Here is a 21,200-nt window from a genome sequence, read left to right as displayed (position 1 = left end):
CGGCCTCGGCGCGCAGCGTCAGCGCCGCGATGGCGTCGATATGGCCGGACAGCAACGAGCGCAGTGCGGCGCCCTCGCCCTGGCGTGCCTGCTCCAGCCCGCCCAGCGACACTTCGAGCGCCGAGAGAATCGCGCTGTCGAGTGCCGCCCGCGCCTCTTCGGTTTCGGTGGTTTCGGGGATGTCGAGCACACCGCGTAGCGAAAGCAGCCCGTCGGCTGTCGCCGGCGCTGCGCCGAACTGCTCCTGCAGCCGCTTGGCCAACTCCGCCAGATCCCTCAGGAAGGCCTCGTTGACCACGGGCTGCGCCTGCTGGCCGGCGGCGCGGCCGACGGTCAGCGTTGCTTGGAAATTGCCGCGCGAGAAGCGCTTTTGCACCGTCTGTCTGACGGCCGGCTCCAGTCGCTCAAGGCCCTGCGGCAGCCGCAGCCTGACCTCGGCGCTCTTGCCGTTGACCGACTTGACCTCCCAGGCGATCGACGTGCCGTCATGTTCGGCGACAGCCCGTGCAAAACCGGTCATGCTCTGCAAATTCATGTTGCCCTTGCGACCCCCTGGCGCATGACCCCGGAAGCGATTCCGGCCAGATCATGCGGTTTCAAAATGCTGGAGCGCCTTTTCGCGCCGAATCGGACGCAAGGCGCTCCGGATTAAAAAATCGGCACGTCCCTGCCGTCAAACGAATCGGAGGGACGATCCCAGAACCGTCCGGCGCTACTGCGCCGCTCCCGTATCGCCGTCCACCGGCGCATCGGTCTGACCTTCCACTTTGGCGGCGTCGGCCTTGGCAGCGCCGGCCTTGGCGGCTTCATCGGCAAGCTTCTTCTGGAGAGCCCGGTAGCGGGCGACGTTCTCGTTGTGCTCGGCGAGCGTTGCAGCAAAGACGTGTCCGCCGGTGCCGTCGGCGACGAAATAAAGGTCGTCGGTCTTCGACGGGTTGGCCACCGCTTCCAGCGCCGCACGGCCGGGATTGGCGATCGGCGTCGGCGGCAGGCCGTTGATCAGATAAGTGTTGTAGGGCGTCGGCTTCTTGATGTCCGACTGGTAGATCGGGCGGTCGGCGGGTTTGCCCTTGCCGCCGAACAGCCCATAGATAATGGTCGGATCTGACTGCAGCCGCATGCCCTTGGCCAGCCGGTTGAGGAAGACGGCGGCGACCCGTGAGCGTTCGTCGCCCTTGCCCGTCTCCTTCTCGACGATCGAAGCCAGGATGACGAAGTCATCGACACTGGCCAGAGGCAGATCGGGAGCGCGCCGCTGCCAGACGTCGTCGACCAGCTTCTTCTGATCCGCCAAAAGCTTGTCGACCATCTGCTGGCGTGTCGCGCCGCGGGTGAAACGCAGCGTGTCGGTAGCAAGGCTGCCCTCGGGTGGAATGGTCGCAGGCATATCGCCGTCGAGCGCTGCCTGATCGGCGATGCGCTGCAGCGCCTGCTCGACGGTTAGCCCCTCGGGGACGGTCAGCGAATACATCACCGACTTGCCGCTCTTCAGCAGCTCCATGATGTCGCGCATGGAGGCCTGCGGCTTGATCTCGTATTCGCCGGCCTTCAGCGCGGCGTCATTGCCAAAGGCACGCACGCCAAGGCGGAAGATGCGCGCGTCGCTGATCAGTCCGCGCCGCTCGAGCTGCTCGGCAATTTCCTGGACGCCGGTGCTCGGTTTGACCAGGAAGGTGTCGGCATTGGCCGACGGGCCGGGCTCGTTGAATTCCTGCTTGCCGAAATACAATGCAAAGCCGGCCGCCAGAACCAACAGCATCACCAAGGAGATGACGAAGTTCATGAACACCACGAACTGGCTGCGCGAAGCGCGCGAGCGCTTGGGCGGCGGTGTGCCGGCTTCAGGCCGTAATGCCTCGCTGGCCGTCTTCGGCACGATCGGACCCGACGGTGCGGACCGTTGCCCGAATTCCCCGTTGTCCGCCGGATTTGTGTTCATGGCGCCCTACCGTTTGATCTTGCAACGAATCCCCTTGGGCAGAGTAGGGGCGAATATGGCAAAATTGACGACACGCGCTGACCGCGCCGGTCGACAGACCGGTCAGCCATTGTAGCGCTGGAAGACCAGCGAGGCGTTGGTGCCGCCGAAGCCGAAGGAATTGGACAGCGCCACGTCGATCTGGCGGGCCCGCGGCTTGTGCGGCACCAGGTCGATCGCCGTTTCGCGCTCCGGGTTGTCGAGATTGATGGTGGCCGGCGCGATGTTGTCGCGAATGGCGAGGATCGAAAAGATCGCCTCGGCGGCGCCCGCCGCACCCAGAAGATGGCCTATCGACGACTTGGTCGACGACATCGATATTTTCGACGCGGCGTTGCCGACCAGCCGTTCGACGGCGCCGAGCTCGATCGTGTCGGCCATGGTCGAGGTGCCGTGCGCGTTGATGTAGTCGACGTCTGCGGGCGTCAGCTTGGCCCGGTTCAGCGCCGCAACCATGCAGCGAAAGGCGCCGTCGCCATCTTCGGCCGGCGCAGTGATGTGATAGGCATCGCCGGTCAGACCGTAACCGGTTACCTCGGCATAGATCTTGGCGCCGCGCGCCTTGGCGTGCTCCAGCTCTTCCAGAATGACGACGCCGGCGCCTTCGCCCATGACGAAGCCGTCGCGGTCGCGATCATAGGGACGCGAAGCCGTCTCCGGAGCGTCGTTGCGGTCGGTGGACAGCGCACGGCAAGCAGCGAAACCGGCGATCGACAGCCGCGTCACCGGCGCTTCGGCACCGCCTGCGACCATTACGTCGGCATCGCCCCACATGATCAGCCGGGCGGCATCGCCGATGGCGTGCGCGCCGGTGGAGCAAGCGGTGACGACGGCGTGGTTGGGACCTTTCAGCCCATGCCGGATCGAAACCTGGCCGGAGACGAGATTGATGATCTGGCCGGGGATGAAGAACGGGCTGATGCGGCGTGGTCCGCGCTCCTTCAGGATCATCGCGTTCTCGGCGATGCCTTCGATGCCACCGATGCCGGAGCCGATCAGCACGCCGGTGGCGCACTGCTCCTCATGCGTTTTCGGCGTCCACCCCGAATCCTTCAACGCCTCGTCGGCGGCCGCGATCCCATAAAGGATGAAGTCGCCGATCTTGCGCAGTTCCTTCGGCTCGAGAACGGCCTCGGGATTGAAGGTGGCGTTATCACCGTTGCCGCGCGGAATGACGTGGGCGACCTTGCAGGCAAGATCCTCCACCTCGAACTCGCTGATGCGCTTGGCTGCGCTGCGGCCGGTCAGAAGCTCCTTCCAGCTATGCTCGAAGCCCATGCCGAACGGCGAAAGCAGCCCAAGGCCCGTGACGACGACACGCCTCATCGCAGGTCCTCCTCGGTGATGACTGCAAATAGCGTCAGGCCGAAGCCTTGTCGATGTACTTCACTGCATCGCCAACAGTCAGAATGGTTTCGGCCGCATCGTCGGGAATTTCGACGCCGAACTCTTCTTCGAACGCCATGACAAGTTCGACCGTGTCGAGGCTGTCCGCGCCCAGATCATCGATGAAGCTCGCCTGCTCCGTCACCTTATCGGCATCGACGCCAAGGTGCTCGATAACGATCTTCTTGACGCGCTCTGCGGTGTCACTCATTTGGGCATCCTCGTCTTTTGGTTGTCTGTCTTCGTTAGCGGGCAGAATGCCGCTAATCAAGCTGAAAGATGGTCCTGCCGGAAACGCAACGGCACCGGACCGGTTTTTGCCCGAACCGCCGGGTTGCGGGCCGCATTACACGAAAAACGCCGCGCGTCCAAGACGAAATGGTCTCTTTTCCAGTGTCGCAGTCGAGGCTTGCCCAATAACTCGCTCTGCCAAGACAAGCAGCGTTTTGTCGAGAGCCGGAGCGGAGCCGGCCTACAAGTCCAAGGGCCGCGGAAGCGCAGAAAACGGCGCTGGGCGACCGGCGAAAGCGCAGTTTGCGGGTCAGGCCAAATCAGATCGTGAGTTCATTCAATACAGTCGAATAGCGTGAGGCAATCTGTTCGGATACGAGGAGCGAACGCGAAGGAAAATTACTTCGCGAACAGTGTCCATGACAGGAGCAGGTCAAGGGCACGGACTGCTATCGCCGCCGCAGGCCTCGTCTTCGGTCCCGTCAACGTCACCCCCATTGCCCTGTTGACCCAGCGATTGATCATCGCCACTTGAAGCCGCACTTTCCGCCTCGGGGGCGTCGACCAACGCGCCGAGACCGTGGGGCCCAATATAGTTACCCTCCGTGTCGAAATTCGGTTCCCCGTTCCTATCGAATTGTGGCGTCGAATCTATCTCGCGCGTTGCCTCCGGGTCCGCTACACGTGCGGTATCGTGACGATTATTGATGATTGTCAGTTCATTCTTTTGAATCATCACCTTCTGGTTGATCGTATTTCTCTTCACCACGATCAAAGGGCCGTAGCCGATAAAATTCCCCTGGTTGCTGTACCGCCTTGCACGTGGGTCCATGCCGCCGGCTTGCCCGTGGTGGTAGCCATCCTGGTCAGCGAAGACACCCCGGCAACCGCCGGTAACCCAGATATAACCTGTCTCTGGGTTGTATCCCCATGTGTTGTTCAGAATGCATGGGCGCGACGATTTCTGCATAACAAGCACAGGTGCAGCATACCTTGCCGCGCATTCCACATACCTATTCTTGACCGAACTGCAGTCTACAGTGTGAGGCGCTGCCGCAGCCGGCATGAGAGAGATGCCTGGGAAGACGACCAACGCCGCCGAGAAGAATGCCGATGGAAACTTTTTCACAAGGTGTTCCTCCTGAAATGGGAAGCGGCAACCGGACCCAGTTCGAGTCGTACATGTGGCACGGGCAGACGCACGGGGGCAAATGAACGATTTTTGTCGCCTGAAAAGCCCACGAGTTTTACCTGTCTCCAGTGAAATAAAGGCACCGATATTGTGTTCACCTAACGTCACTTGATGAAGGTCTTGCAACGAACTTGTGCCGGTCTATGCTGTTTTTCATGAACATGATCCGGAAGGCTGCGCTCAGTAGTACAAAGTCGCTCATCGCACTGGCGGCAATATCACTCGTTGTTTCCGGTTGCGGTTCAACGAATCCGACGCCTTATGCAGGCTACCGTCAGCCAGTCGTGAGCTATTCAGCTCCGAAAGGTCCGACACAAGCCGAGTCGGGGTCTCGGCCACCCGCGTTCGACAAGAATGGCAACGCCAACTACGACGCCAATGGGAACTATATTGGTGGACATGGGGTTGGCACGCTCGTCGATAGTCCCGAGAATTCAGCGCCGGCGCCGACATCGCCGAGCGACCTTGTGCGCAAAGATCAAGCAGATATCGACGAATCGATGTGCAAATCGATGAAGGCCGCCGATCCGGATGCGGCCTGCTGACCGATTGTGGTCTTAAGGGGGTTAGATGCTGCGCTTCTTTTCTTATGTTTTGGTGCTAGGCCTTGGCGTAGTCGTAGGCGCATTGGGCGGCGGACTCATAGGCGAAGTCGGTGGCTCCGCGATCGGTGGAATCGGAGCGGTCTGCAGGACCATCGATACCGCGGTGGGCCAAAAGCTGATGACGCAAGAGCAGGCGAACACACTTGCAAGCTCCCTTGTCGCACAGCTTGGCCTCGACAAAGCCGATCTAAAAGCCGCAATGGCAAAGTTCGGTCCACCTGAGGAAAAGACTGCTTGCGCCATCGCTGCCGAGACGCTCTGACCGCCAGAAATGGAAATCGAAACGTTCAGTGAGCTGAATACTGTTCTTCGTGGGAAAAGAGGACTCGATTGCTGCAATCTTGCTTTTGATCGTCACCGCGATTTCGACAGCACTGCCGGTGCACGCAAAAGAAGTGAACCACCGATTGCCGAACGAGCATAAGGCCGGTCCTATCTTTAACGATGCGGACGCTCAGAAAAAGTGCCCTCAGGTGTGCGGAAATAGTTCCTGGTCCGGTCTGTGGCGGACCACCGTCTGGGGGACCATGTCGGTTTGTTCCTGTTCAAGAGGATCATCCGGTTCTTCTTTTCCCACCGGTCGTGAAACCTCCTGCAACGCGCCTTCGAACGAGGCTTGCGGGGGCTGTCAGGTTACCTGCCCGGCAGGTAAGCAGGCATCATGCATAGAGGGTGAGGTCCACGGCGAAACGTCGCCAGTTTGCTGGACGAACGCCAAATGTGAATGCAACTGACTTTTATCAAATCATCGCCATGCCGCCATTCACGTGGATGGTCTGGCCGGTGACATAGGCAGCTTCGTTGGAGGCGAGGTAGGCGACGGCGGAAGCGACTTCGGCGGTGGTGCCCATGCGCCGTGTCGGGATCGCCGCCATGATCGCCTCTTTCTGCTTGTCGTTGAGCTTGTCGGTCATCGCCGATTCGATGAAGCCCGGGGCGACGCAGTTGACGGTGATGTTGCGGGTGGCGATCTCCTGCGCCAGCGACTTGGAAAAGCCGATCATGCCGGCCTTGGAGGCGCAGTAATTGGTCTGGCCAGGATTGCCGGTGACGCCGACCACCGAGGTGATGTTGATGATGCGGCCGTGCCGGCGCCGCATCATCGGATGGGTGAGCTCGCGGGTCAGCCTGAACACGGCGGTCAGATTGACCTCGATCACGCTATCCCAGTCGGCGTCCGCCATGCGCACGAACAGCCCGTCCTTGGTAATGCCGGCGTTGTTGACGAGAATGTCGACGCCTTCGAGATCGGCCTCGGCCTTCTGGCCGAGCGCCTTGACCTCGTCGCGGTTGGAAAGGTTGGCCGGAAACAGCTTGACCCGGTCGCCGAGCTCGGCAGCCAGCGTCTCCAGCTTTTCGACGCGGGTGCCGTGCAGGCCGACGATGGCGCCCTGCTCATGCAGCATCCGGGCGATCGCCTCGCCGATGCCTCCCGATGCGCCTGTGACGAGCGCCTTGCGGCCGGTCAATTCGAACATGTCTTGTCTCCTGATCTAAGAGAACACCCTTCACACGGGTGGGGTCAAATCGTGGTTCGGTTATGCGAACGCCGCCAATGCCGCCTCGACATCCGCCGCCGTGCCGACAGCGCCTGTGGCGATTTCGCGGTTGATGCGCCGCGCCAGTCCCGACAGCACCTTGCCGGCGCCCACCTCGTAGAGCGTCGCAACGCCATTCGCGCCGAACCACTCCACCGTTTCGCGCCAGCGCACGCGGCCGGTCACCTGTTCGACCAAGCGGCGGGCGATGGCGTCCGGATCGCTGGACGGGGTGACCGACACGTTGGAGACCACGGGCACGGAAGGCGCGTTCTTCGTCACCCCGGCCAGCGCCTCGCGCATGATCTCGGCCGCCGGTGTCATCAGCGCCGAATGGAAAGGCGCGGAGACCTGCAGCATCAGCGCCCGCTTGGCGCCCTTTTCCGTGCACAGCTTCGCCGCCAGTTCGACTGCCGCCCTGGCGCCGGAGATCACCAACTGGCCACCGCCATTGTCGTTGGCGATCTGGCAAACTGAACCTTTGGCCGCCTCAGCGCAGGCGGCTTCAACATCGGCCTGTTCCAGCCCGATGATCGCCGCCATGGCGCCTTCGCCGGCCGGCACTGCCGCCTGCATGGCATTGCCGCGGATACGCAAGAGCCGGGCTGCATCGGCGACCGACACGAAACCGGCGGCGGCAAGTGCCGAATATTCGCCGAGCGAATGGCCGGCGACATAGGCGACTTTGTCCTTCAGCGAGAATCCGCGCGATTCCAGCGCGTGGATTGCGGCAAGCGACACAGCCATCAGCGCCGGCTGGGCATTAGCGGTCAGCGTCAACGTCTCTTCCGGCCCTTCCCAGATCAGCTTCGACAGGTTTTCGCCGAGCGCGTCGTCGACCTCTTCGAAGATCTTCCGCGATTCCGGAAAAGCGTCGGCGAGGTCCTTGCCCATGCCGACGGCCTGACTGCCCTGTCCCGGAAAGGTGAATGCGACGGCCATCTGTGGCTCCCAAGCGGCTGATTTTTCCTGCCTGTGACGCAAGGCAGGCGGGCAAGTCAAGTCCGCCATCAGCCCAATCCGAGCCGCTCCGGCTCGGCATCGCTGGCCGAGTGCCTGTTCCAAAAGGCTTTTTGTCGATCACTCATGATGAAAATCGCTCACGATTCGTTTGCTGGCTCTTCTTATTTCAGCCACAGGCGCTAGCTTTTTGTGACATATCGATGACAGCTCAATGACGCTTTTGTGTATGGTCGGGGGAATTGTAAGTTGGCAAGGACTAGGAAAGGCGCCGGCAAGGCCGCGCCACAGTTTCTGGAAGGCGATCCGGCCACCGGCTATCTGCCGGGCCGGAAATGGCCCGTTATCCGCTATGGCCTCGTCAGCCTGCTCGCTGCCGCCATTCTGGTGTTTGCGGTCGAACTGATCGTGCGCGGCGACTTTGCCGGCACCGTCGCCTTCTTCCTGCAGCCGTTCAAGCCGGGCTGGACCACCATCATCATTTTCGCGTTGATCCTCATCGGTCTCGATGCCGTGCTCGGCCGCAGCCACCAGAGCCTGATGATCGTCGCGCCGCTGACGCTGGCGCTGGCCTTTGTCGGCCATCAGAAATCGCTCTATCTCGGCGATCCGCTCTATCCGACCGATTTCTTGTATTCACGCCAGATCGTGGCGCTGATGCCGCTTCTGGTGCGCGAACGCCCGGGGACCGCCATCGCTATGGCGGTCGGCATCGTTGGCGGCCTATCGCTGCTCGTCTATGGCTGGCGACTATGGCGCCGCCGGGTACCGGCGCTCAGCCGTAAGGGCCGCCTTGCCCGGCTGACATTGACAGTGCCGCTGCTCGCCTTCTTCGTCTCAATCATGGATTACGCGACCTTCTCGTGGACGCGTGACCGGTTGCAGATCATCCCGATCATGTGGGACCAGAAGGAAAACTACGCCTCCAACGGCTTCGCGCTCGCCTTCGCGCTCAACGTGCCGATGGCCCACGTCTCGGCGCCTGCGGGCTATTCCGACAAGTCGATCGCGGCAATCGACAGGCGTGACGTGACGGTCTCCGTACCGGCCGAGAAGCCCGACATCATCATCGTCATGAGCGAATCCTTCTGGGATCCGACCGAGTTGCCCGGCGTCACCATCACGCCCGATCCGATTCCCAATGTGCGGACGCTGCGCTCGGGCTCGATGTTCTCGCCCGAATTCGGCGGCATGACCGCCAATGTCGAGTTCGAGGCGCTGACCGGCTTTTCCAATGCCTTCCTGCCGGCCGGCAGCATCCCTTACCAGCAATATGTCCGCGCTCCGGTGCCGTCGATGGCCACGTTCCTGAAGAGCCAAGGCTATGAGACGCGCGCCATCCATCCGGGCACGAGCTGGTTCTGGAACCGCACGCCGGTCTATGCGGATTTCGGTTTCGACGACTTCAAGTCGGAGGAAAACCTGCCATATCTCGAAAAGCGCGGGCCGCTGGCCTCGGACGCGGCGATGACCGACGAGATCATCCGCGAGGCCGACGCCACCGACGATCCGTTCTTCTTCTTCGCCGTCAGCCTGCAGAACCACGGTCCCTATGAGCCGAATCGCTACTACAATCCGACCCACAAGGTGCAGGCGCCGACCAGCCAATGGGCGAAGGATTCGCTGCTGAGCTTCACAGAGGGAGCATCCGACGCCGACAAGGGCCTCGAGCGCCTTGTCGAATGGGCGAAGAACCGCCAGCGGCCGACGGTCATCGCCTTCTTCGGCGACCATCTGCCGCCGCTCGGTCCGGTCTATGTCGAAACCGGCTTCCTCAAGGACAATGTCGCGCCGCGCAAGGAGTCGCCTGACCAGATGCTGCGGCATCACCAGACGCCGCTGATCGTATGGTCGAACCGCACCGGACCGGCCGCGGAAATGGGCGCGGTAAGCCCCGCCTTCCTGCCCTACCATATCCTGACCACGGCCGGGATCAGCCACCCCTATTACACCGGCTTCCTCGGCCAGATGCGCGAGCATTACCGTGTCGTCGACCGCAATCTGCTGTTGACGCCGGCGGGCGGGGCCACGCCGGACTGGGCGCGCAAGAAGAAAATCGACCCGGCCATTCGCGATTTCCGCCTGCTGCAATACGACATGATGTTCGGCAAGCGCCACGCAGCGCCCGATTTCTTCCCGGAAACGGTGAAGAAGCTGGTCCCGCATACAAGCTAAAGCTGCCGCGCGACATGTCGTCCTTGCAGCGGCGGATTTTCGGCTCGCCCTTGCCATCCAGCCGGATTCCTGTATAGACGCCCGCAATCTGCCGGTCCTTGCTGGGGGCTGAACGGAGGGCCGGAGGTTTTTCGAAAACCTTCGTGTGGGGCCAGAAGCGCTTCCGCCTCCCGTGTCTCCGCTCTCGACCGTCTCGTCATGCTCCTTTCTTCCCCGCCTCCTTTAGGGATCGGCGGGTCAGAGAAGTTGCAGAGGCTTTTGCCGCCGGGAACCGGGAGAGAAACGAAGAAAGGCAAAAGAACAATATGGCTCTTTACGAACATGTGTTTCTTGCCCGGCAGGACCTCTCGCAGCAGCAGGTCGATGCGCTTGTCGAACAGTACAAGGGTGTCATCTCCGCGAATGGTGGGTCCGTCGGCCGGGTCGAGAACTGGGGACTGAAGTCCCTCACCTACCGGGTCAACAAGAACCGGAAGGCATACTACACGCTCATGGACATCACCTGCCCGCCGGCCGCGCTCAACGAGATGGAGCGCCAGATGGGCCTGTCCGAGGATGTGCTGCGTTTCCTCACCATCAAGGTCGATGCGCATGAGGAAGGCCCGTCGGCGATGATGCAGAAGCGCGAAGAGCGCTCGGAACGCGGTGGCTTCGGCGACCGTGACCGCGGCCCGCGCTCGTTCGGCGACCGCGATCGCGGCGACCGTGGCGATCGTCCGCCGCGCAGCTTCGGTGGCGACGCCGGTGCAGACCGTGGTCCGCGCCGTCCGCGCGAAGGTGTTGAAGGGGGTGCAGAATAATGGTCGACATCAACCAGATCCCGACCCGGCGCCCGTTCCACCGCCGCCGCAAGACCTGCCCGTTCTCCGGCGCCAACGCGCCCAAGATCGACTACAAGGACGTACGTCTTCTGCAGCGCTACATTTCCGAGCGCGGCAAGATCGTGCCGTCGCGCATCACCGCCGTCAGCCAGAAGAAGCAGCGCGAACTCGCCAAGGCGATCAAGCGCGCCCGCTTCCTTGGCCTGCTGCCCTACGTGGTTCGCTAACACTCTTTCAGCGGGCGGTTCGCCGCCCGCTTTTTCCCACGGCGACGGGCGCCGCGGGGTCTACATCAAACCCCGGGTTGAGGTGAAGACCTCTAACTGCCGCGACAGGCAGGACAGCGACATTGGCGGCGACGCCCTCTGCTTCCTGACCTGTTCCAGACAATTCGGCGTCGATGCCAGTGATTTTGGCGCCCAAACGAAGGAACAAAACCATGGATGTCATTCTTCTCGAGCGCGTTTCCCGCCTCGGCCAGATGGGCGACACCGTCAAGGTCAAGGACGGATTCGCCCGTAACTTCCTGCTGCCGCAGGGCAAGGCGCTGCGCGCCAACGAAGCCAACAAAAAGAAGTTCGAAGGCCAGCGCGCCCAGCTCGAAGCCCGTAACCTCGAGCGCAAGTCCGAGGCCACGCAGGTTTCGGAAAAGCTCGACGGCAAGAGCTTCATCGCCGTGCGTTCGGCCGGCGAAACCGGCCAGCTCTACGGCTCGGTGTCGACCCGAGACATCGCCGAGTTGCTGACGGCGGAAGGCTTTTCGGTCAACCGCAACCAGATCCTGCTCAACCAGCCGATCAAGACCATCGGTCTTACCAACGTGGCGATCGCGCTGCATCCGGAAGTCGAGGTCACCATCACGCTCAACATCGCCCGCACGGCCGACGAAGCCGAGCGCCAGGCCAAGGGCGAGATGCTGACCACCGCCGAAGCCATCTATGGCGAAGACATCAATGACAATGCGCGCCCTGACAACTTCTTCGACCCCAATGCCGAGTTCGAAGGCGGTGAAGACAACGGCTGATTGCACGTCACAGGGCGTCAGCGCGGCGCTCTAAACAATTTCGTCGGCTTCCAGTTATTTCTGGACCAATGCCCGGGCGCCTCGCCCGGGCATTTTTGTGCCAACAGGAACTTTTCGAAACCCTATATGTTGATGCAGAGTAGGACAGGCTGTCTGACCGAGAGGGGACATTTGGTCATGAATATTCTGCTGAAACGCGTTCTCGACCGCCTGGTGCGCACCGGCAATCTCAAAGTCACCGGACCCAAGGGCTTGTCGGTGATGTTCGGCGACGGCAGCGGCGAGCCGGTGCACATGCACATCAAGACCGCGCATGCCGAGCGCGCCATTACCTTCGATCCGATGCTGGCGGTGCCGGAAGCCTATATGGACGGCGAACTCGACATACTCGAGGGCGGCGTGCTGGGGGTCATGCGCATCGCCTTCCAGAACATGGGTAGCGGCGGCATCGATGCCACCTGGTCGAAAGCGATCGAGGGCCTGCGCCACGCCTTCCGCCGCCTGCAGCAGATCAACACGGCGGCGCGCGCGCGCCGCAACGTGCAGCGCCACTACGATCTGTCGGGCGACCTGTACAGGCTCTTCCTCGACGAGGACATGCAGTATTCCTGCGCCTATTTCGAGCAGCCGGATATGACGCTCGATGAGGCGCAGGCTGCCAAGAAGCGCCACATTGCCGCCAAGCTCAGGCTGAAGGCCGGCCAAACCGTGCTCGACATCGGTTCCGGCTGGGGCGGGCTCGGTCTCTATCTCGCCAAGTCCTTCGACGTGGACGTGCAAGGTGTGACGTTATCGACCGAACAGCATGGCGTCGCCACCGACCGGGCCCATGCGCAAGGTCTGGAAAACCGCGTGCATTTCGAATTGAGGGATTATCGCGAACTCAACGAGCGCTTCGACCGCATCGTATCGGTCGGCATGTTCGAGCATGTCGGCGTCAACCACTACCGCACCTTCTTCGACAAATCGGCGACGCTATTGAAGCCGGACGGCGTCATGCTGCTGCACACGATCGGCCGCTCCGGTGTGCCGTGGGCAACCAGCGCCTTCATCCGCAAGTATATCTTCCCGGGCGGCTACATCCCTGCGCTATCGGAGGTGATGCCGGCGATCGAGAAGTCGGGCCTCGTCGTCACCGACATCGAAATCCTGCGGCTGCATTATGCCGATACGCTGAAGCACTGGGGCCAGCGCTTCGCTGCCAATCGCGACAAGGCCAAGGCGATTTACGACGAGCGCTTCTGCCGCATGTGGGAGTTCTATCTGGCGGCCTCTGAAGCCGCCTTCCGCTGGCAGGACCTGGTGATCTTCCAGATCCAGATTGCCAAGAAGAACGATACCTTGCCGATGACGCGCGACTACATGGCCAAATGCGAGAAGGCGCTGGACATGCGCGACATGGGGCATCGCCCAAAAGCCCCTGCCGCCAAGCCCGCGCGCCGCCGCAAGGTGGCGGATACGGAATAGACTTCCGGCGATCTCGCCATTGCCGCTTGCCATTGCCGGCCCGCACGCTGAAAAAGGTCTCGCCATCGCCGCGAGACCTTTTTTCATGACCTATCTCATCTATATCGTTGCTGCCCTTGCCGAGATCGCCGGCTGTTTTTCGGCGTGGGCGTGGTGGCGGCTGGAAAAGTCGCCGCTGTGGCTGGCTCCAGGCCTGGCCTCACTCGCTTTGTTCGCATTCCTGCTGGCGCTGGTAGACATCAGTGCGGCGGGCCGCGCCTATGCCGCCTATGGCGGCATTTACATTGCCGCCTCGCTCGGATGGTTGTGGCTGGTGGAAGGCGTGCGTCCCGACCGTTGGGATATTGCCGGGTCCGCGCTCTGCATCGTCGGCGCCTCGGTCATCCTGCTCGCGCCTCGGGGGGCGTGAGCTATGGAACTGCCTATCCCGCTTCGGCAGGGCGTCGAGCGCCTCCTCGAAAAAGTGCCGCTGCCGACATTGAAGCAGGCGGCAAAGACGCTATCGGACCGCTACCGCGCCGAGTTGCGCGACGGCCGCCTGCACATGGCCGAGGAGATGGCGGTCAAGGCCTATCTGGCGACGCGGCTGCCGGCGACCTACGCCGCCGTCCGTGCCAGCCTTGATGCGGTCAGCGAGGCACGGCCCGACTATGCGCCGAAAACCCTGCTCGATGTCGGCGCTGGCCCTGGCACGGTGCTTTGGGCCGCGCTCGATCTCTGGCCCGACCTCGAGCAGGCGGTGCTGATCGAGGCGAGCGCCGCGGTGCGCCGGATCGGCGAGGCGCTTGCCACTGAGGCGATGACGGCCAGGATCGCCTGGCTGGCCGGCGATGTCACCATCGACCTTGCCGACCTCAAGCCGGCCGAGCTGGTCACCTGCGCCTATGTGCTGGACGAGATCGCGCCGGCATCGCTGCCAAAACTCATCGACCGGCTCTGGCACCTGACCGACGACACGCTGCTGGTCGTCGAGCCGGGCACGCCGGCCGGATGGCAGCGCATACTTGCCGTGCGGCGGCACCTGATCGAGGCGGGCGCGCATGTGCTTGCGCCTTGCCCTCATGAGGCGCCCTGCCCGCTCGCGGCGCCCGACTGGTGCCATTTTTCGCGCCGTGTCGCGCGCTCGCGCCTGCACCGGCTGGCCAAGGACGCCGACGTGCCATGGGAGGACGAGAAATTCATCTATGTCGCCGCCTCCCGCCATCCGGCCGTCCACCCCCCGCAGGCGCGGGTGATAGCACCGCCGAAACCCGGCTCGGGAAAGGTCCTGCTGAAACTTTGCGAAAAGGACGGCAGTGTCGACGAGAAACTGTTCACCAAGCGCGACGGCGAGATGTTCAAGACCGCGCGGCGGCTCGACTGGGGCGACGCGCTGCCGGAGTGATTGGCAGCTATTTTCCTGTTTTGTTCTCTCTAGAGAACGGCTAGGCTCGCCATCTTGATTCGAGTCAATCAAGATTCTTTCCACCGAAAGATCTTGGCTGTGAATCGCGGGCACCAAAGCCGATTGGATGGGGACTGATGCAGATAAGTCATCACCGACTTATCCCGTTCTGATATCGAGAGACCGGGATCGAAACCGGGGACATCATGGCAGAGGCAGCACGAAAATTCGGCGTGGCGGAAACACCGCTATATCGCGAGGCACCGAACAACATCGAGGCCGAGCAGGCGCTGCTCGGCGCGATCCTCGTCAACAACGATGCGTTCTACCGCGTCTCGGACTTCCTGAAATCCGGTCATTTCTACGAGCCGCTGCACAGAAAAATCTTCGAGGTCGCCGCCGAGCTCATTCGCATGGGCAAGGTAGCGACGCCGATCACGCTGAAGACCTTCCTGCCGGCCGACGAGAAGGTCGGGGACATGACGGTTGCGCAATATGTCGTGCGGCTGGCTGTCGAGGCGGTCACCGTCGTCAACGCCGCCGACTACGGCCGCGCCATCTACGATCTCGCCACGCGACGCGCGCTGATCACCGTCGGCGAAGACATGGTCAACATCGCCTATGATGCGCCGGTCGACATGTCGCCGTCCGAGCAGATCGAGGATGCCGAGCGGCGCCTGTTCGAGCTGGCCGAGACCGGCCGCTACGATGGCGGCTTCGAGAGCTTCACCGACGCGGTTAAAACCGCCGTCGACATGGCCAACGCCGCCTATATGCGCGACGGACATCTGTCAGGTGTCGCCACGGGCCTGCGCGATCTCGACCGCCGCATGGGCGGCCTGCAGCCGTCCGATCTGATCATCATCGCCGGCCGCCCCGGCATGGGCAAGACATCGCTCGCCACCAACATGGCCTTCAACATCGCTGAGGCCTATGTGCCGGCGCAACAGGCCGACGGCTCGTTCAAGGCGGCCAATGGCGGTGTCGTCGGTTTCTTCTCGCTCGAAATGTCGTCGGAACAGCTCGCCACCCGCATCATTTCCGAGCAGACCGAAATCCCGTCGTCAAAAATCCGCCGCGGCGAGATCAGCGAGATGGACTTCGAAAAGCTGGTCGCCTGCTCGCAGACCATGCAGAAGATCCCGCTATTCATCGACCAGACCGGCGGCATCTCGATCGCCCAGCTGTCGGCGCGCGCGCGACGGCTGAAGCGCCAGCGCGGCCTCGACGTCATCGTCATCGACTATATCCAGCTGATGCAAGGATCGAGCGCGAAATCCTCGCAGAACCGCGTGCAGGAAATCACCGAGATCACCACTGGCCTGAAGGCGCTGGCCAAAGAACTTGCCGTGCCGATCATCGCGCTGTCGCAGCTGTCGCGCCAAGTCGAAAGCCGCGACGACAAGCGCCCGCAGCTCTCGGATCTGCGCGAATCGGGCTCGATCGAGCAGGATGCCGACGTGGTGATGTTCGTCTACCGCGAGGAATACTATCTGAAGAACCGCGAGCCGAAGCCCGGCACAGACGAATACATCAAATGGGAAAACGAGATGAACGAGATGCGCGGCAAGGCCGAGGTCATCGTTGCCAAGCAGCGCCACGGACCGACCGGATCAGTCAGCCTCGCCTTCCAGGGCGAGTTCACCCGCTTCTCCGACCTCGCCGAGGAGCATCATATTGCGGAGAGGTTTGAGTAGCTTTTGACCGACGTCGCACCAAAGATGCGGGACAGCAGCGCTCTACGGCGCCCCCCTCTGTCCTGCCGGACATCTCCCCCACGAGGGGGGAGATTGGCTGTCATCTACGCCAGCCCTCTTTTCTGCAACGCCGAAAGTTGGCGAAGCCCGAAGCGCAATCCGAGCTCCCCCCTCGTGGGGGAGATGTCCGGCAGGACAGAGGGGGGCGCGAAGGATCACGGCGCTCGCCAATTGGCGGGAAGGTAGCAGTTTGGCCAAATCGCGCATCCAGTTCATCTGCCAGAATTGTGGTTCAGTGCATCAGCGTTGGGCCGGCAAATGCGATGCCTGCGGCGAGTGGAACACGCTGGTCGAGGAAGGCACGTCCGGCGGCATCGGCTCGGGTCCGGCCAACACCCGCAATGCCCGCAAGGGCCGCGCCGTGGTGCTCACGACTTTGTCCGGCGACATCGAGGACGCGCCGCGCATCGTCTCCGGCATCGGCGAGCTCGACCGCGCCACCGGCGGCGGTTTCGTGCGCGGCTCGGCCCTCCTGGTCGGCGGCGATCCCGGCATCGGCAAGTCGACGCTACTCACCCAGGCGGCCGCGGCACTCGCGGCAAAGGGCCACCGCATCGTCTATGTCTCAGGCGAAGAGGCCGTCGCCCAGATCAGGCTGCGCGCGCAGCGGCTCGGCGTCGCCGACACTCCGGTGGAACTCGCGGCCGAAACCAATGTCGAGGACATCCTCGCCACCATCGCCGACGGCAAGCGGCCGGATCTGGTGATTCTGGATTCGATCCAGACCTTGTGGACCGACATGGCCGATTCGGCGCCCGGCACCGTCACCCAGGTGCGCGCCGCCGCCCAGGCGATGATCCGCTATGCGAAATCCACAGGGGCGGCGATCGTGCTCGTCGGCCATGTCACCAAGGAAGGCCAGATCGCGGGCCCTCGCGTCGTCGAGCACATGGTCGACGCCGTGCTCTATTTCGAGGGCGAAGGCGGCCACCACTACCGCATCCTGCGCACGGTCAAGAACCGCTTCGGACCGACCGACGAGATCGGCGTCTTCGAAATGTCTGACATGGGCCTGCGCGAGGTCGCCAATCCGTCCGAGCTTTTTCTCGGCGAACGCCATGCGAAAGCGCCGGGCGCTGCGGTTTTCGCCGGCATGGAGGGAACCCGCCCGGTGCTGGTCGAGATCCAGGCGCTGGTGGCGCCGTCGTCGCTGGGCACGCCACGCCGCGCCGTCGTCGGCTGGGACGGCGCCCGGCTGTCGATGATCCTCGCGGTTCTCGAGGCCCATTGCGGGGTCCGCTTCGGGACCCACGACGTCTATCTCAATGTTGCCGGCGGCTACCGTATCTCGGAGCCGGCCGCCGATCTGGCGGTGGCGGCCGCACTGGTTTCCTCGCTCACCGGTCTTGCCCTTCCGGCCGATTGCGTCTATTTCGGCGAAATCAGCCTTTCGGGCGCCGTAAGGCCGGTTGCGCATGCGCAGCAGCGCCTGAAGGAAGCCGAAAAGCTGGGTTTTGGAAGCGCGGTTCTGCCTTTAGGCAGCGAGGAACTTGCCGGGGGGATAGGGGCCGGCGCTTTCCAGCCCACCGAGCTTGCCGATCTCGTGGCGCGCATAGCCGGCTCACGGCGCAGCCGCGCCGACGAGCAAGAATGACGCGGCTCATGAAGTGGGGCAAAAGACATGCCGATTACGCTGCTTGACGGAATTCTCGTCGGCTTCACCTTGGTCTCGGCGATGCTCGCCATGGTTCGCGGCTTTTCGCGCGAAATCCTCTCGGTCATCTCCTGGATAGTGGCGGCAGCGGCGGCGTTCTTCTTCTACAAACCGGTCCTGCCTTACGTTCAGCCCTATGTCGACAATGAGAAGATTGCCATGGTGGCCGCCGCCGGCATCGTCTTCATCATCGCGCTGATCGTCGTTTCCGTCATCACCATGAAACTCGCCGACTGGATCATCGATTCCAGGATCGGCGCGCTCGACCGCACGCTCGGTTTCCTCTACGGCGCGGCGCGCGGCATTCTGGTCGTTGCGGTGGCCCTGCTGTTCTTCAACTGGCTGGCCGGTCCCAAGGCTCCGGGCTGGGTCGCCAACGCCAAGTCGCGGCCGCTGCTCGAATCGCTCGGCGCCAAGCTCGAAAGCCTGCTGCCCGAGGACCCGGAAAACGCGATCCTCAACAGGCTCAATCCTAGCCAGCCGGCACCCGAGACCGGCGCCGAGACGCCACCGGCGGCGGATGCACCGGCAGCGGACGCGCCGGCAACCGGCGACGATGCTCCGGCGCTCGATGGCAGCGAGACCGACGCGCCACCGGCCGACAATGCACCGGCCAATCCGGCGCCGGCAAACTGACGATCATGTGAAAAGCCGCAAACTCTACGTTGCTCTCGAGCAGTCATCACACTATATAGCGACTTTAGCGGAGCTGAAGATGGCAGACGCAGACGACGTGCTTTCCGCCGAAGCTGACGATCATTTCCACGACGAATGCGGTGTGTTCGGTATTTTTGGCCGGCAGGACGCCGCAGCTATCGTCACACTTGGCCTGCATGCGTTGCAGCATCGCGGCCAGGAAGCGGCCGGTATCGTTTCCTATGACGGTACCCAGTTCCATGTCGAACATCATGTCGGCCTGATCGGCGACACCTTCACCAAGCAGCGCGTCATCGACAGCCTGCAAGGCAATCGCGCGATCGGCCACACGCGCTATGCCACCACCGGTGGCGCCGGCCAGCGCAACATCCAGCCGTTTTTCGCCGAGCTCGCCGATGGCGGCTTCGCCGTCGCCCACAACGGCAACCTCACCAACGCCATGACCGTGCAGCGCGCGCTGCAGAAACAGGGCGCGATCTTCTCGTCGACCTCCGACACCGAGACGCTGCTGCATCTGGTCGCCACCAGCAGGGAACGCGATCTCAACTCGCGCTTCATCGATGCGGTGCGCCAGGTCGAGGGTGCCTTCTCGCTGGTGGCGATGACGGCAAAGAAGATGATCGGCTGCCGCGATCCGCTCGGCATCCGCCCGCTGGTGCTCGGCGATCTCGACGGCGCCTGGATCCTGGCTTCCGAAACCTGCGCGCTCGACATTATCGGTGCGCGTTTCGTGCGCGACCTGAAGCCCGGCGAGATGGTCGTCGTCACCGCCAAGGGCATCGAGAGCCTGTTTCCCTTCGAGCCGCAGAAGACCCGCTTCTGCATCTTCGAATATGTCTATTTCGCTCGTCCGGATTCGTCTGTCGAAGGCCGCAATGTCTATGAGGTGCGCAAGCGCATTGGCGCCGAGCTGGCGCTCGAAAGTCCGGTCGACGCCGATATCGTCGTGCCGGTGCCGGACAGCGGCACTCCGGCGGCGATCGGCTTTTCGCAAGCCGCGGGCATCCCATTCGAGCTCGGCATCATCCGCAATCACTATGTAGGCCGCACCTTCATCCAACCTGGCGATTCGATCCGCCACATGGGTGTCAAGCTCAAGCACAACGCCAACCGCCGCATGATCGAAGGCAAGCGCGTGGTGCTGGTCGACGATTCGATCGTGCGCGGCACCACCAGCCAGAAGATCGTGCAGATGGTGCGCGATGCCGGCGCCAAGGAAGTGCACATGCGCATCGCTTCGCCGCCGACACGCGCCTCCTGCTTCTACGGCGTCGACACGCCGGAGAAGTCGAAGCTGCTGGCGTCGCGCATGTCGGTGGAAGAGATGGCCGAATTTATCCGCGTCGATTCGCTCGGATTCCTGTCGATCGACGGGCTCTACCGCGCTGTCGGCGAGGCCGGCCGCGACAACGAGCAGCCGCAATTCTGCGACGCCTGCTTCACCGGGCAATACCCGACCCGGCTTGCCGACTTCGAAGGTTCCGACAATGTGCGCACGCTGTCGCTCTTGGCGGCGGGCGGGTCGTAGGGTTGCCGGACCACGATTTGCCTTCCCCAGTTTACCCCCCTCTGTCCTGCCGGACATCTCCCCCTCAAGGGGGGAGATCGGCTGAACTATCGACTTTCGCCAATCGCGACGGTCGCAAAACGGGCGCTGAGCCGGATGAGGGCCAATCTCCCCCCTTGAGGGGGAGATGTCCGGCAGGACAGAGGGGGGTGTTTTCACGCCTACTCACGGAGGCTCTCGCATGATCCCCGCCCCTGCCCTCGATCTTTCCGGCCGCGTCGCGGTCGTCACCGGCGCCTCGCGCGGCATTGGCTACTTCATCGCCCTGGAACTTGCCGCTGCCGGAGCGCATGTCATCGCGGTTGCCCGCACCGTCGGCGGACTGGAGGAACTCGACGATCAGATCAAGGCGGCGGGCGGACAAGCCACGCTTGTGCCGCTCGACCTCGCCGACATGGCCGGCATCGACCGGCTGGGCGGTGCCATCCACGAACGCTGGGGCAAGCTCGACGTTCTCGTCGCCAATGCCGGGGTGCTCGGCGTGATCTCGCCGATCGGCCATGTCGAGGCCAAGACCTTCGAGAAGGTGATGACCATCAACGTCACCTCGACATGGCGGCTGATCCGCTCGGTCGACCCGCTGCTCAGACTCTCCGATGCCGGTCGCGCCATCGTGCTTTCCTCCAACGCCGCCCATTCGGCGCGGGCCTTCTGGGCGCCCTATGCTGCGTCGAAGGCGGCGGTCGAGACCATGATGCGTTCCTGGGCGCACGAGACGGAAAACTTGGCCCTCAGGGTCAACGCCGCCGACCCCGGCGCCACCCGCACCGCCATGCGGGCGCAGGCGGTGCCTGGCGAGGATCC

21 protein-coding genes are annotated in these 21,200 nt (G+C 63.0%); 14 read left to right on the top strand and 7 right to left on the bottom strand.

The window, feature by feature from the left end:
* From EOC93_RS24935 to EOC93_RS24915, 5 genes are all read right to left on the bottom strand, one after another.
* Window positions 1-535: YicC/YloC family endoribonuclease (locus EOC93_RS24935; protein WP_164759267.1), on the bottom strand; the 535-nt coding region annotated here is incomplete at its 3' end.
* A gap of 177 nt (window positions 536-712) precedes the next feature.
* Window positions 713-1,939 carry an endolytic transglycosylase MltG gene (gene mltG, locus EOC93_RS24930; protein WP_126107136.1) on the bottom strand — a complete coding sequence of 409 codons (1,227 nt, stop codon included), beginning with the start codon at window positions 1,937-1,939 and terminating at the stop codon, window positions 713-715.
* A gap of 102 nt (window positions 1,940-2,041) precedes the next feature.
* Entirely contained in the window at window positions 2,042-3,304 is a 1,263-nt protein-coding gene (gene fabF / locus EOC93_RS24925) for a beta-ketoacyl-ACP synthase II (RefSeq protein WP_127205928.1), read from the bottom strand.
* A gap of 34 nt (window positions 3,305-3,338) precedes the next feature.
* Window positions 3,339-3,575 (bottom strand): acyl carrier protein, encoded by a 237-nt coding sequence (locus tag EOC93_RS24920; protein WP_006203723.1) that lies wholly within the window; start codon window positions 3,573-3,575, stop codon window positions 3,339-3,341.
* Window positions 3,576-4,028: 453 nt separating this feature from the next.
* Window positions 4,029-4,724, bottom strand: coding sequence for a DUF3011 domain-containing protein (locus EOC93_RS24915; protein ID WP_164759266.1), 696 nt, complete (start codon window positions 4,722-4,724; stop codon window positions 4,029-4,031).
* A 206-nt stretch (window positions 4,725-4,930) separates the two neighbouring features.
* Here EOC93_RS24915 and EOC93_RS24910 point away from each other — a divergent pair, with 206 nt between their 5' ends.
* Together EOC93_RS24910 and EOC93_RS24905 are read left to right on the top strand one after the other, a co-directional pair.
* A complete protein-coding gene (locus EOC93_RS24910) occupies window positions 4,931-5,332 on the top strand; it encodes a hypothetical protein (protein ID WP_127205926.1) in 402 nt (133 codons plus the stop codon).
* A gap of 25 nt (window positions 5,333-5,357) precedes the next feature.
* On the top strand, window positions 5,358-5,654 hold the full coding sequence (locus EOC93_RS24905) for a hypothetical protein (protein WP_095483195.1): 297 nt from the start codon (window positions 5,358-5,360) through the stop codon (window positions 5,652-5,654).
* Window positions 5,655-6,132: 478 nt separating this feature from the next.
* Here the strand turns inward: EOC93_RS24905 and fabG are convergent, their stop codons facing one another.
* Window positions 6,133-6,870: a 3-oxoacyl-[acyl-carrier-protein] reductase gene (gene fabG / locus EOC93_RS24895; RefSeq protein WP_127205925.1), complete on the bottom strand. Its 738-nt coding sequence runs from the start codon at window positions 6,868-6,870 to the stop codon at window positions 6,133-6,135.
* Between the two features lie 60 nt (window positions 6,871-6,930).
* Window positions 6,931-7,872, bottom strand: coding sequence for an ACP S-malonyltransferase (gene fabD, locus EOC93_RS24890; protein ID WP_127205924.1), 942 nt, complete (start codon window positions 7,870-7,872; stop codon window positions 6,931-6,933).
* A gap of 267 nt (window positions 7,873-8,139) precedes the next feature.
* On the opposite strand from fabD, the gene EOC93_RS24885 reads away from it, so the two are divergent.
* The 12 genes from EOC93_RS24885 to EOC93_RS24820 form a co-directional block, all read left to right on the top strand.
* Entirely contained in the window at window positions 8,140-10,065 is a 1,926-nt protein-coding gene (locus EOC93_RS24885; protein WP_127205923.1) for an LTA synthase family protein, read from the top strand.
* Window positions 10,066-10,370: 305 nt separating this feature from the next.
* On the top strand, window positions 10,371-10,865 hold the full coding sequence (rpsF, locus tag EOC93_RS24880; protein WP_029354402.1) for a 30S ribosomal protein S6: 495 nt from the start codon (window positions 10,371-10,373) through the stop codon (window positions 10,863-10,865).
* On the top strand, window positions 10,865-11,113 hold the full coding sequence (rpsR, locus tag EOC93_RS24875) for a 30S ribosomal protein S18 (RefSeq protein ID WP_006203718.1): 249 nt from the start codon (window positions 10,865-10,867) through the stop codon (window positions 11,111-11,113). The genes rpsF and rpsR overlap by 1 nt, the downstream gene beginning before the upstream one ends.
* A gap of 212 nt (window positions 11,114-11,325) precedes the next feature.
* Window positions 11,326-11,910 carry a 50S ribosomal protein L9 gene (gene rplI, locus EOC93_RS24870; protein WP_095483191.1) on the top strand — a complete coding sequence of 195 codons (585 nt, stop codon included), beginning with the start codon at window positions 11,326-11,328 and terminating at the stop codon, window positions 11,908-11,910.
* A 177-nt stretch (window positions 11,911-12,087) separates the two neighbouring features.
* Window positions 12,088-13,377 (top strand): cyclopropane-fatty-acyl-phospholipid synthase family protein, encoded by a 1,290-nt coding sequence (locus EOC93_RS24865; RefSeq protein ID WP_095483190.1) that lies wholly within the window; start codon window positions 12,088-12,090, stop codon window positions 13,375-13,377.
* Window positions 13,378-13,462: 85 nt separating this feature from the next.
* Window positions 13,463-13,786 carry a YnfA family protein gene (locus EOC93_RS24860; RefSeq protein WP_095483296.1) on the top strand — a complete coding sequence of 108 codons (324 nt, stop codon included), beginning with the start codon at window positions 13,463-13,465 and terminating at the stop codon, window positions 13,784-13,786.
* Window positions 13,787-13,789: 3 nt separating this feature from the next.
* Window positions 13,790-14,761, top strand: coding sequence for a small ribosomal subunit Rsm22 family protein (locus EOC93_RS24855; protein ID WP_095483189.1), 972 nt, complete (start codon window positions 13,790-13,792; stop codon window positions 14,759-14,761).
* 206 nt (window positions 14,762-14,967) lie between these two features.
* Window positions 14,968-16,458, top strand: coding sequence for a replicative DNA helicase (locus tag EOC93_RS24850; protein ID WP_095483188.1), 1,491 nt, complete (start codon window positions 14,968-14,970; stop codon window positions 16,456-16,458).
* A 250-nt stretch (window positions 16,459-16,708) separates the two neighbouring features.
* Window positions 16,709-18,112 (top strand): DNA repair protein RadA, encoded by a 1,404-nt coding sequence (radA, locus tag EOC93_RS24840; protein WP_127205922.1) that lies wholly within the window; start codon window positions 16,709-16,711, stop codon window positions 18,110-18,112.
* A 27-nt stretch (window positions 18,113-18,139) separates the two neighbouring features.
* Window positions 18,140-18,808, top strand: a complete 669-nt coding sequence (locus tag EOC93_RS24835) for a CvpA family protein (RefSeq protein ID WP_095483186.1) — start codon at window positions 18,140-18,142, stop codon at window positions 18,806-18,808.
* A gap of 79 nt (window positions 18,809-18,887) precedes the next feature.
* Entirely contained in the window at window positions 18,888-20,357 is a 1,470-nt protein-coding gene (gene purF / locus EOC93_RS24830) for an amidophosphoribosyltransferase (RefSeq protein ID WP_095483185.1), read from the top strand.
* A gap of 220 nt (window positions 20,358-20,577) precedes the next feature.
* Window positions 20,578-21,200 (top strand): SDR family NAD(P)-dependent oxidoreductase (locus tag EOC93_RS24820; RefSeq protein WP_127205921.1); only part of this gene is annotated, 623 nt, incomplete at its 3' end.

This window comes from Mesorhizobium sp. M6A.T.Ce.TU.002.03.1.1 (assembly GCF_003997275.1).
GTDB lineage: Bacteria > Pseudomonadota > Alphaproteobacteria > Rhizobiales > Rhizobiaceae > Mesorhizobium > Mesorhizobium mediterraneum.
Note: the sequence above shows the minus strand (reverse complement) of the source record. Positions and strands in the feature narration are given on the sequence as shown.

Bases quoted from the DNA above. Each gene is read 5' to 3' on its own strand.
- fabD (WP_127205924.1), bottom strand. From the start codon at position 7,872: ATGGCCGTCGCATTCACCTTTCCGGGACAGGGCAGTCAGGCCGTCGGC.
- rpsF (WP_029354402.1), top strand. From the start codon at position 10,371: ATGGCTCTTTACGAACATGTGTTTCTTGCCCGGCAGGACCTCTCGCAG.
- fabG (WP_127205925.1), bottom strand. From the start codon at position 6,870: ATGTTCGAATTGACCGGCCGCAAGGCGCTCGTCACAGGCGCATCGGGA.
- EOC93_RS24905 (WP_095483195.1), top strand. From the start codon at position 5,358: ATGCTGCGCTTCTTTTCTTATGTTTTGGTGCTAGGCCTTGGCGTAGTC.
- EOC93_RS24910 (WP_127205926.1), top strand. From the start codon at position 4,931: ATGCTGTTTTTCATGAACATGATCCGGAAGGCTGCGCTCAGTAGTACA.
- rplI (WP_095483191.1), top strand. From the start codon at position 11,326: ATGGATGTCATTCTTCTCGAGCGCGTTTCCCGCCTCGGCCAGATGGGC.
- EOC93_RS24920 (WP_006203723.1), bottom strand. From the start codon at position 3,575: ATGAGTGACACCGCAGAGCGCGTCAAGAAGATCGTTATCGAGCACCTT.
- EOC93_RS24865 (WP_095483190.1), top strand. From the start codon at position 12,088: ATGAATATTCTGCTGAAACGCGTTCTCGACCGCCTGGTGCGCACCGGC.
- purF (WP_095483185.1), top strand. From the start codon at position 18,888: ATGGCAGACGCAGACGACGTGCTTTCCGCCGAAGCTGACGATCATTTC.
- fabF (WP_127205928.1), bottom strand. From the start codon at position 3,304: ATGAGGCGTGTCGTCGTCACGGGCCTTGGGCTGCTTTCGCCGTTCGGC.
- rpsR (WP_006203718.1), top strand. From the start codon at position 10,865: ATGGTCGACATCAACCAGATCCCGACCCGGCGCCCGTTCCACCGCCGC.
- EOC93_RS24835 (WP_095483186.1), top strand. From the start codon at position 18,140: ATGCCGATTACGCTGCTTGACGGAATTCTCGTCGGCTTCACCTTGGTC.
- EOC93_RS24850 (WP_095483188.1), top strand. From the start codon at position 14,968: ATGGCAGAGGCAGCACGAAAATTCGGCGTGGCGGAAACACCGCTATAT.
- mltG (WP_126107136.1), bottom strand. From the start codon at position 1,939: ATGAACACAAATCCGGCGGACAACGGGGAATTCGGGCAACGGTCCGCA.
- EOC93_RS24860 (WP_095483296.1), top strand. From the start codon at position 13,463: ATGACCTATCTCATCTATATCGTTGCTGCCCTTGCCGAGATCGCCGGC.
- EOC93_RS24855 (WP_095483189.1), top strand. From the start codon at position 13,790: ATGGAACTGCCTATCCCGCTTCGGCAGGGCGTCGAGCGCCTCCTCGAA.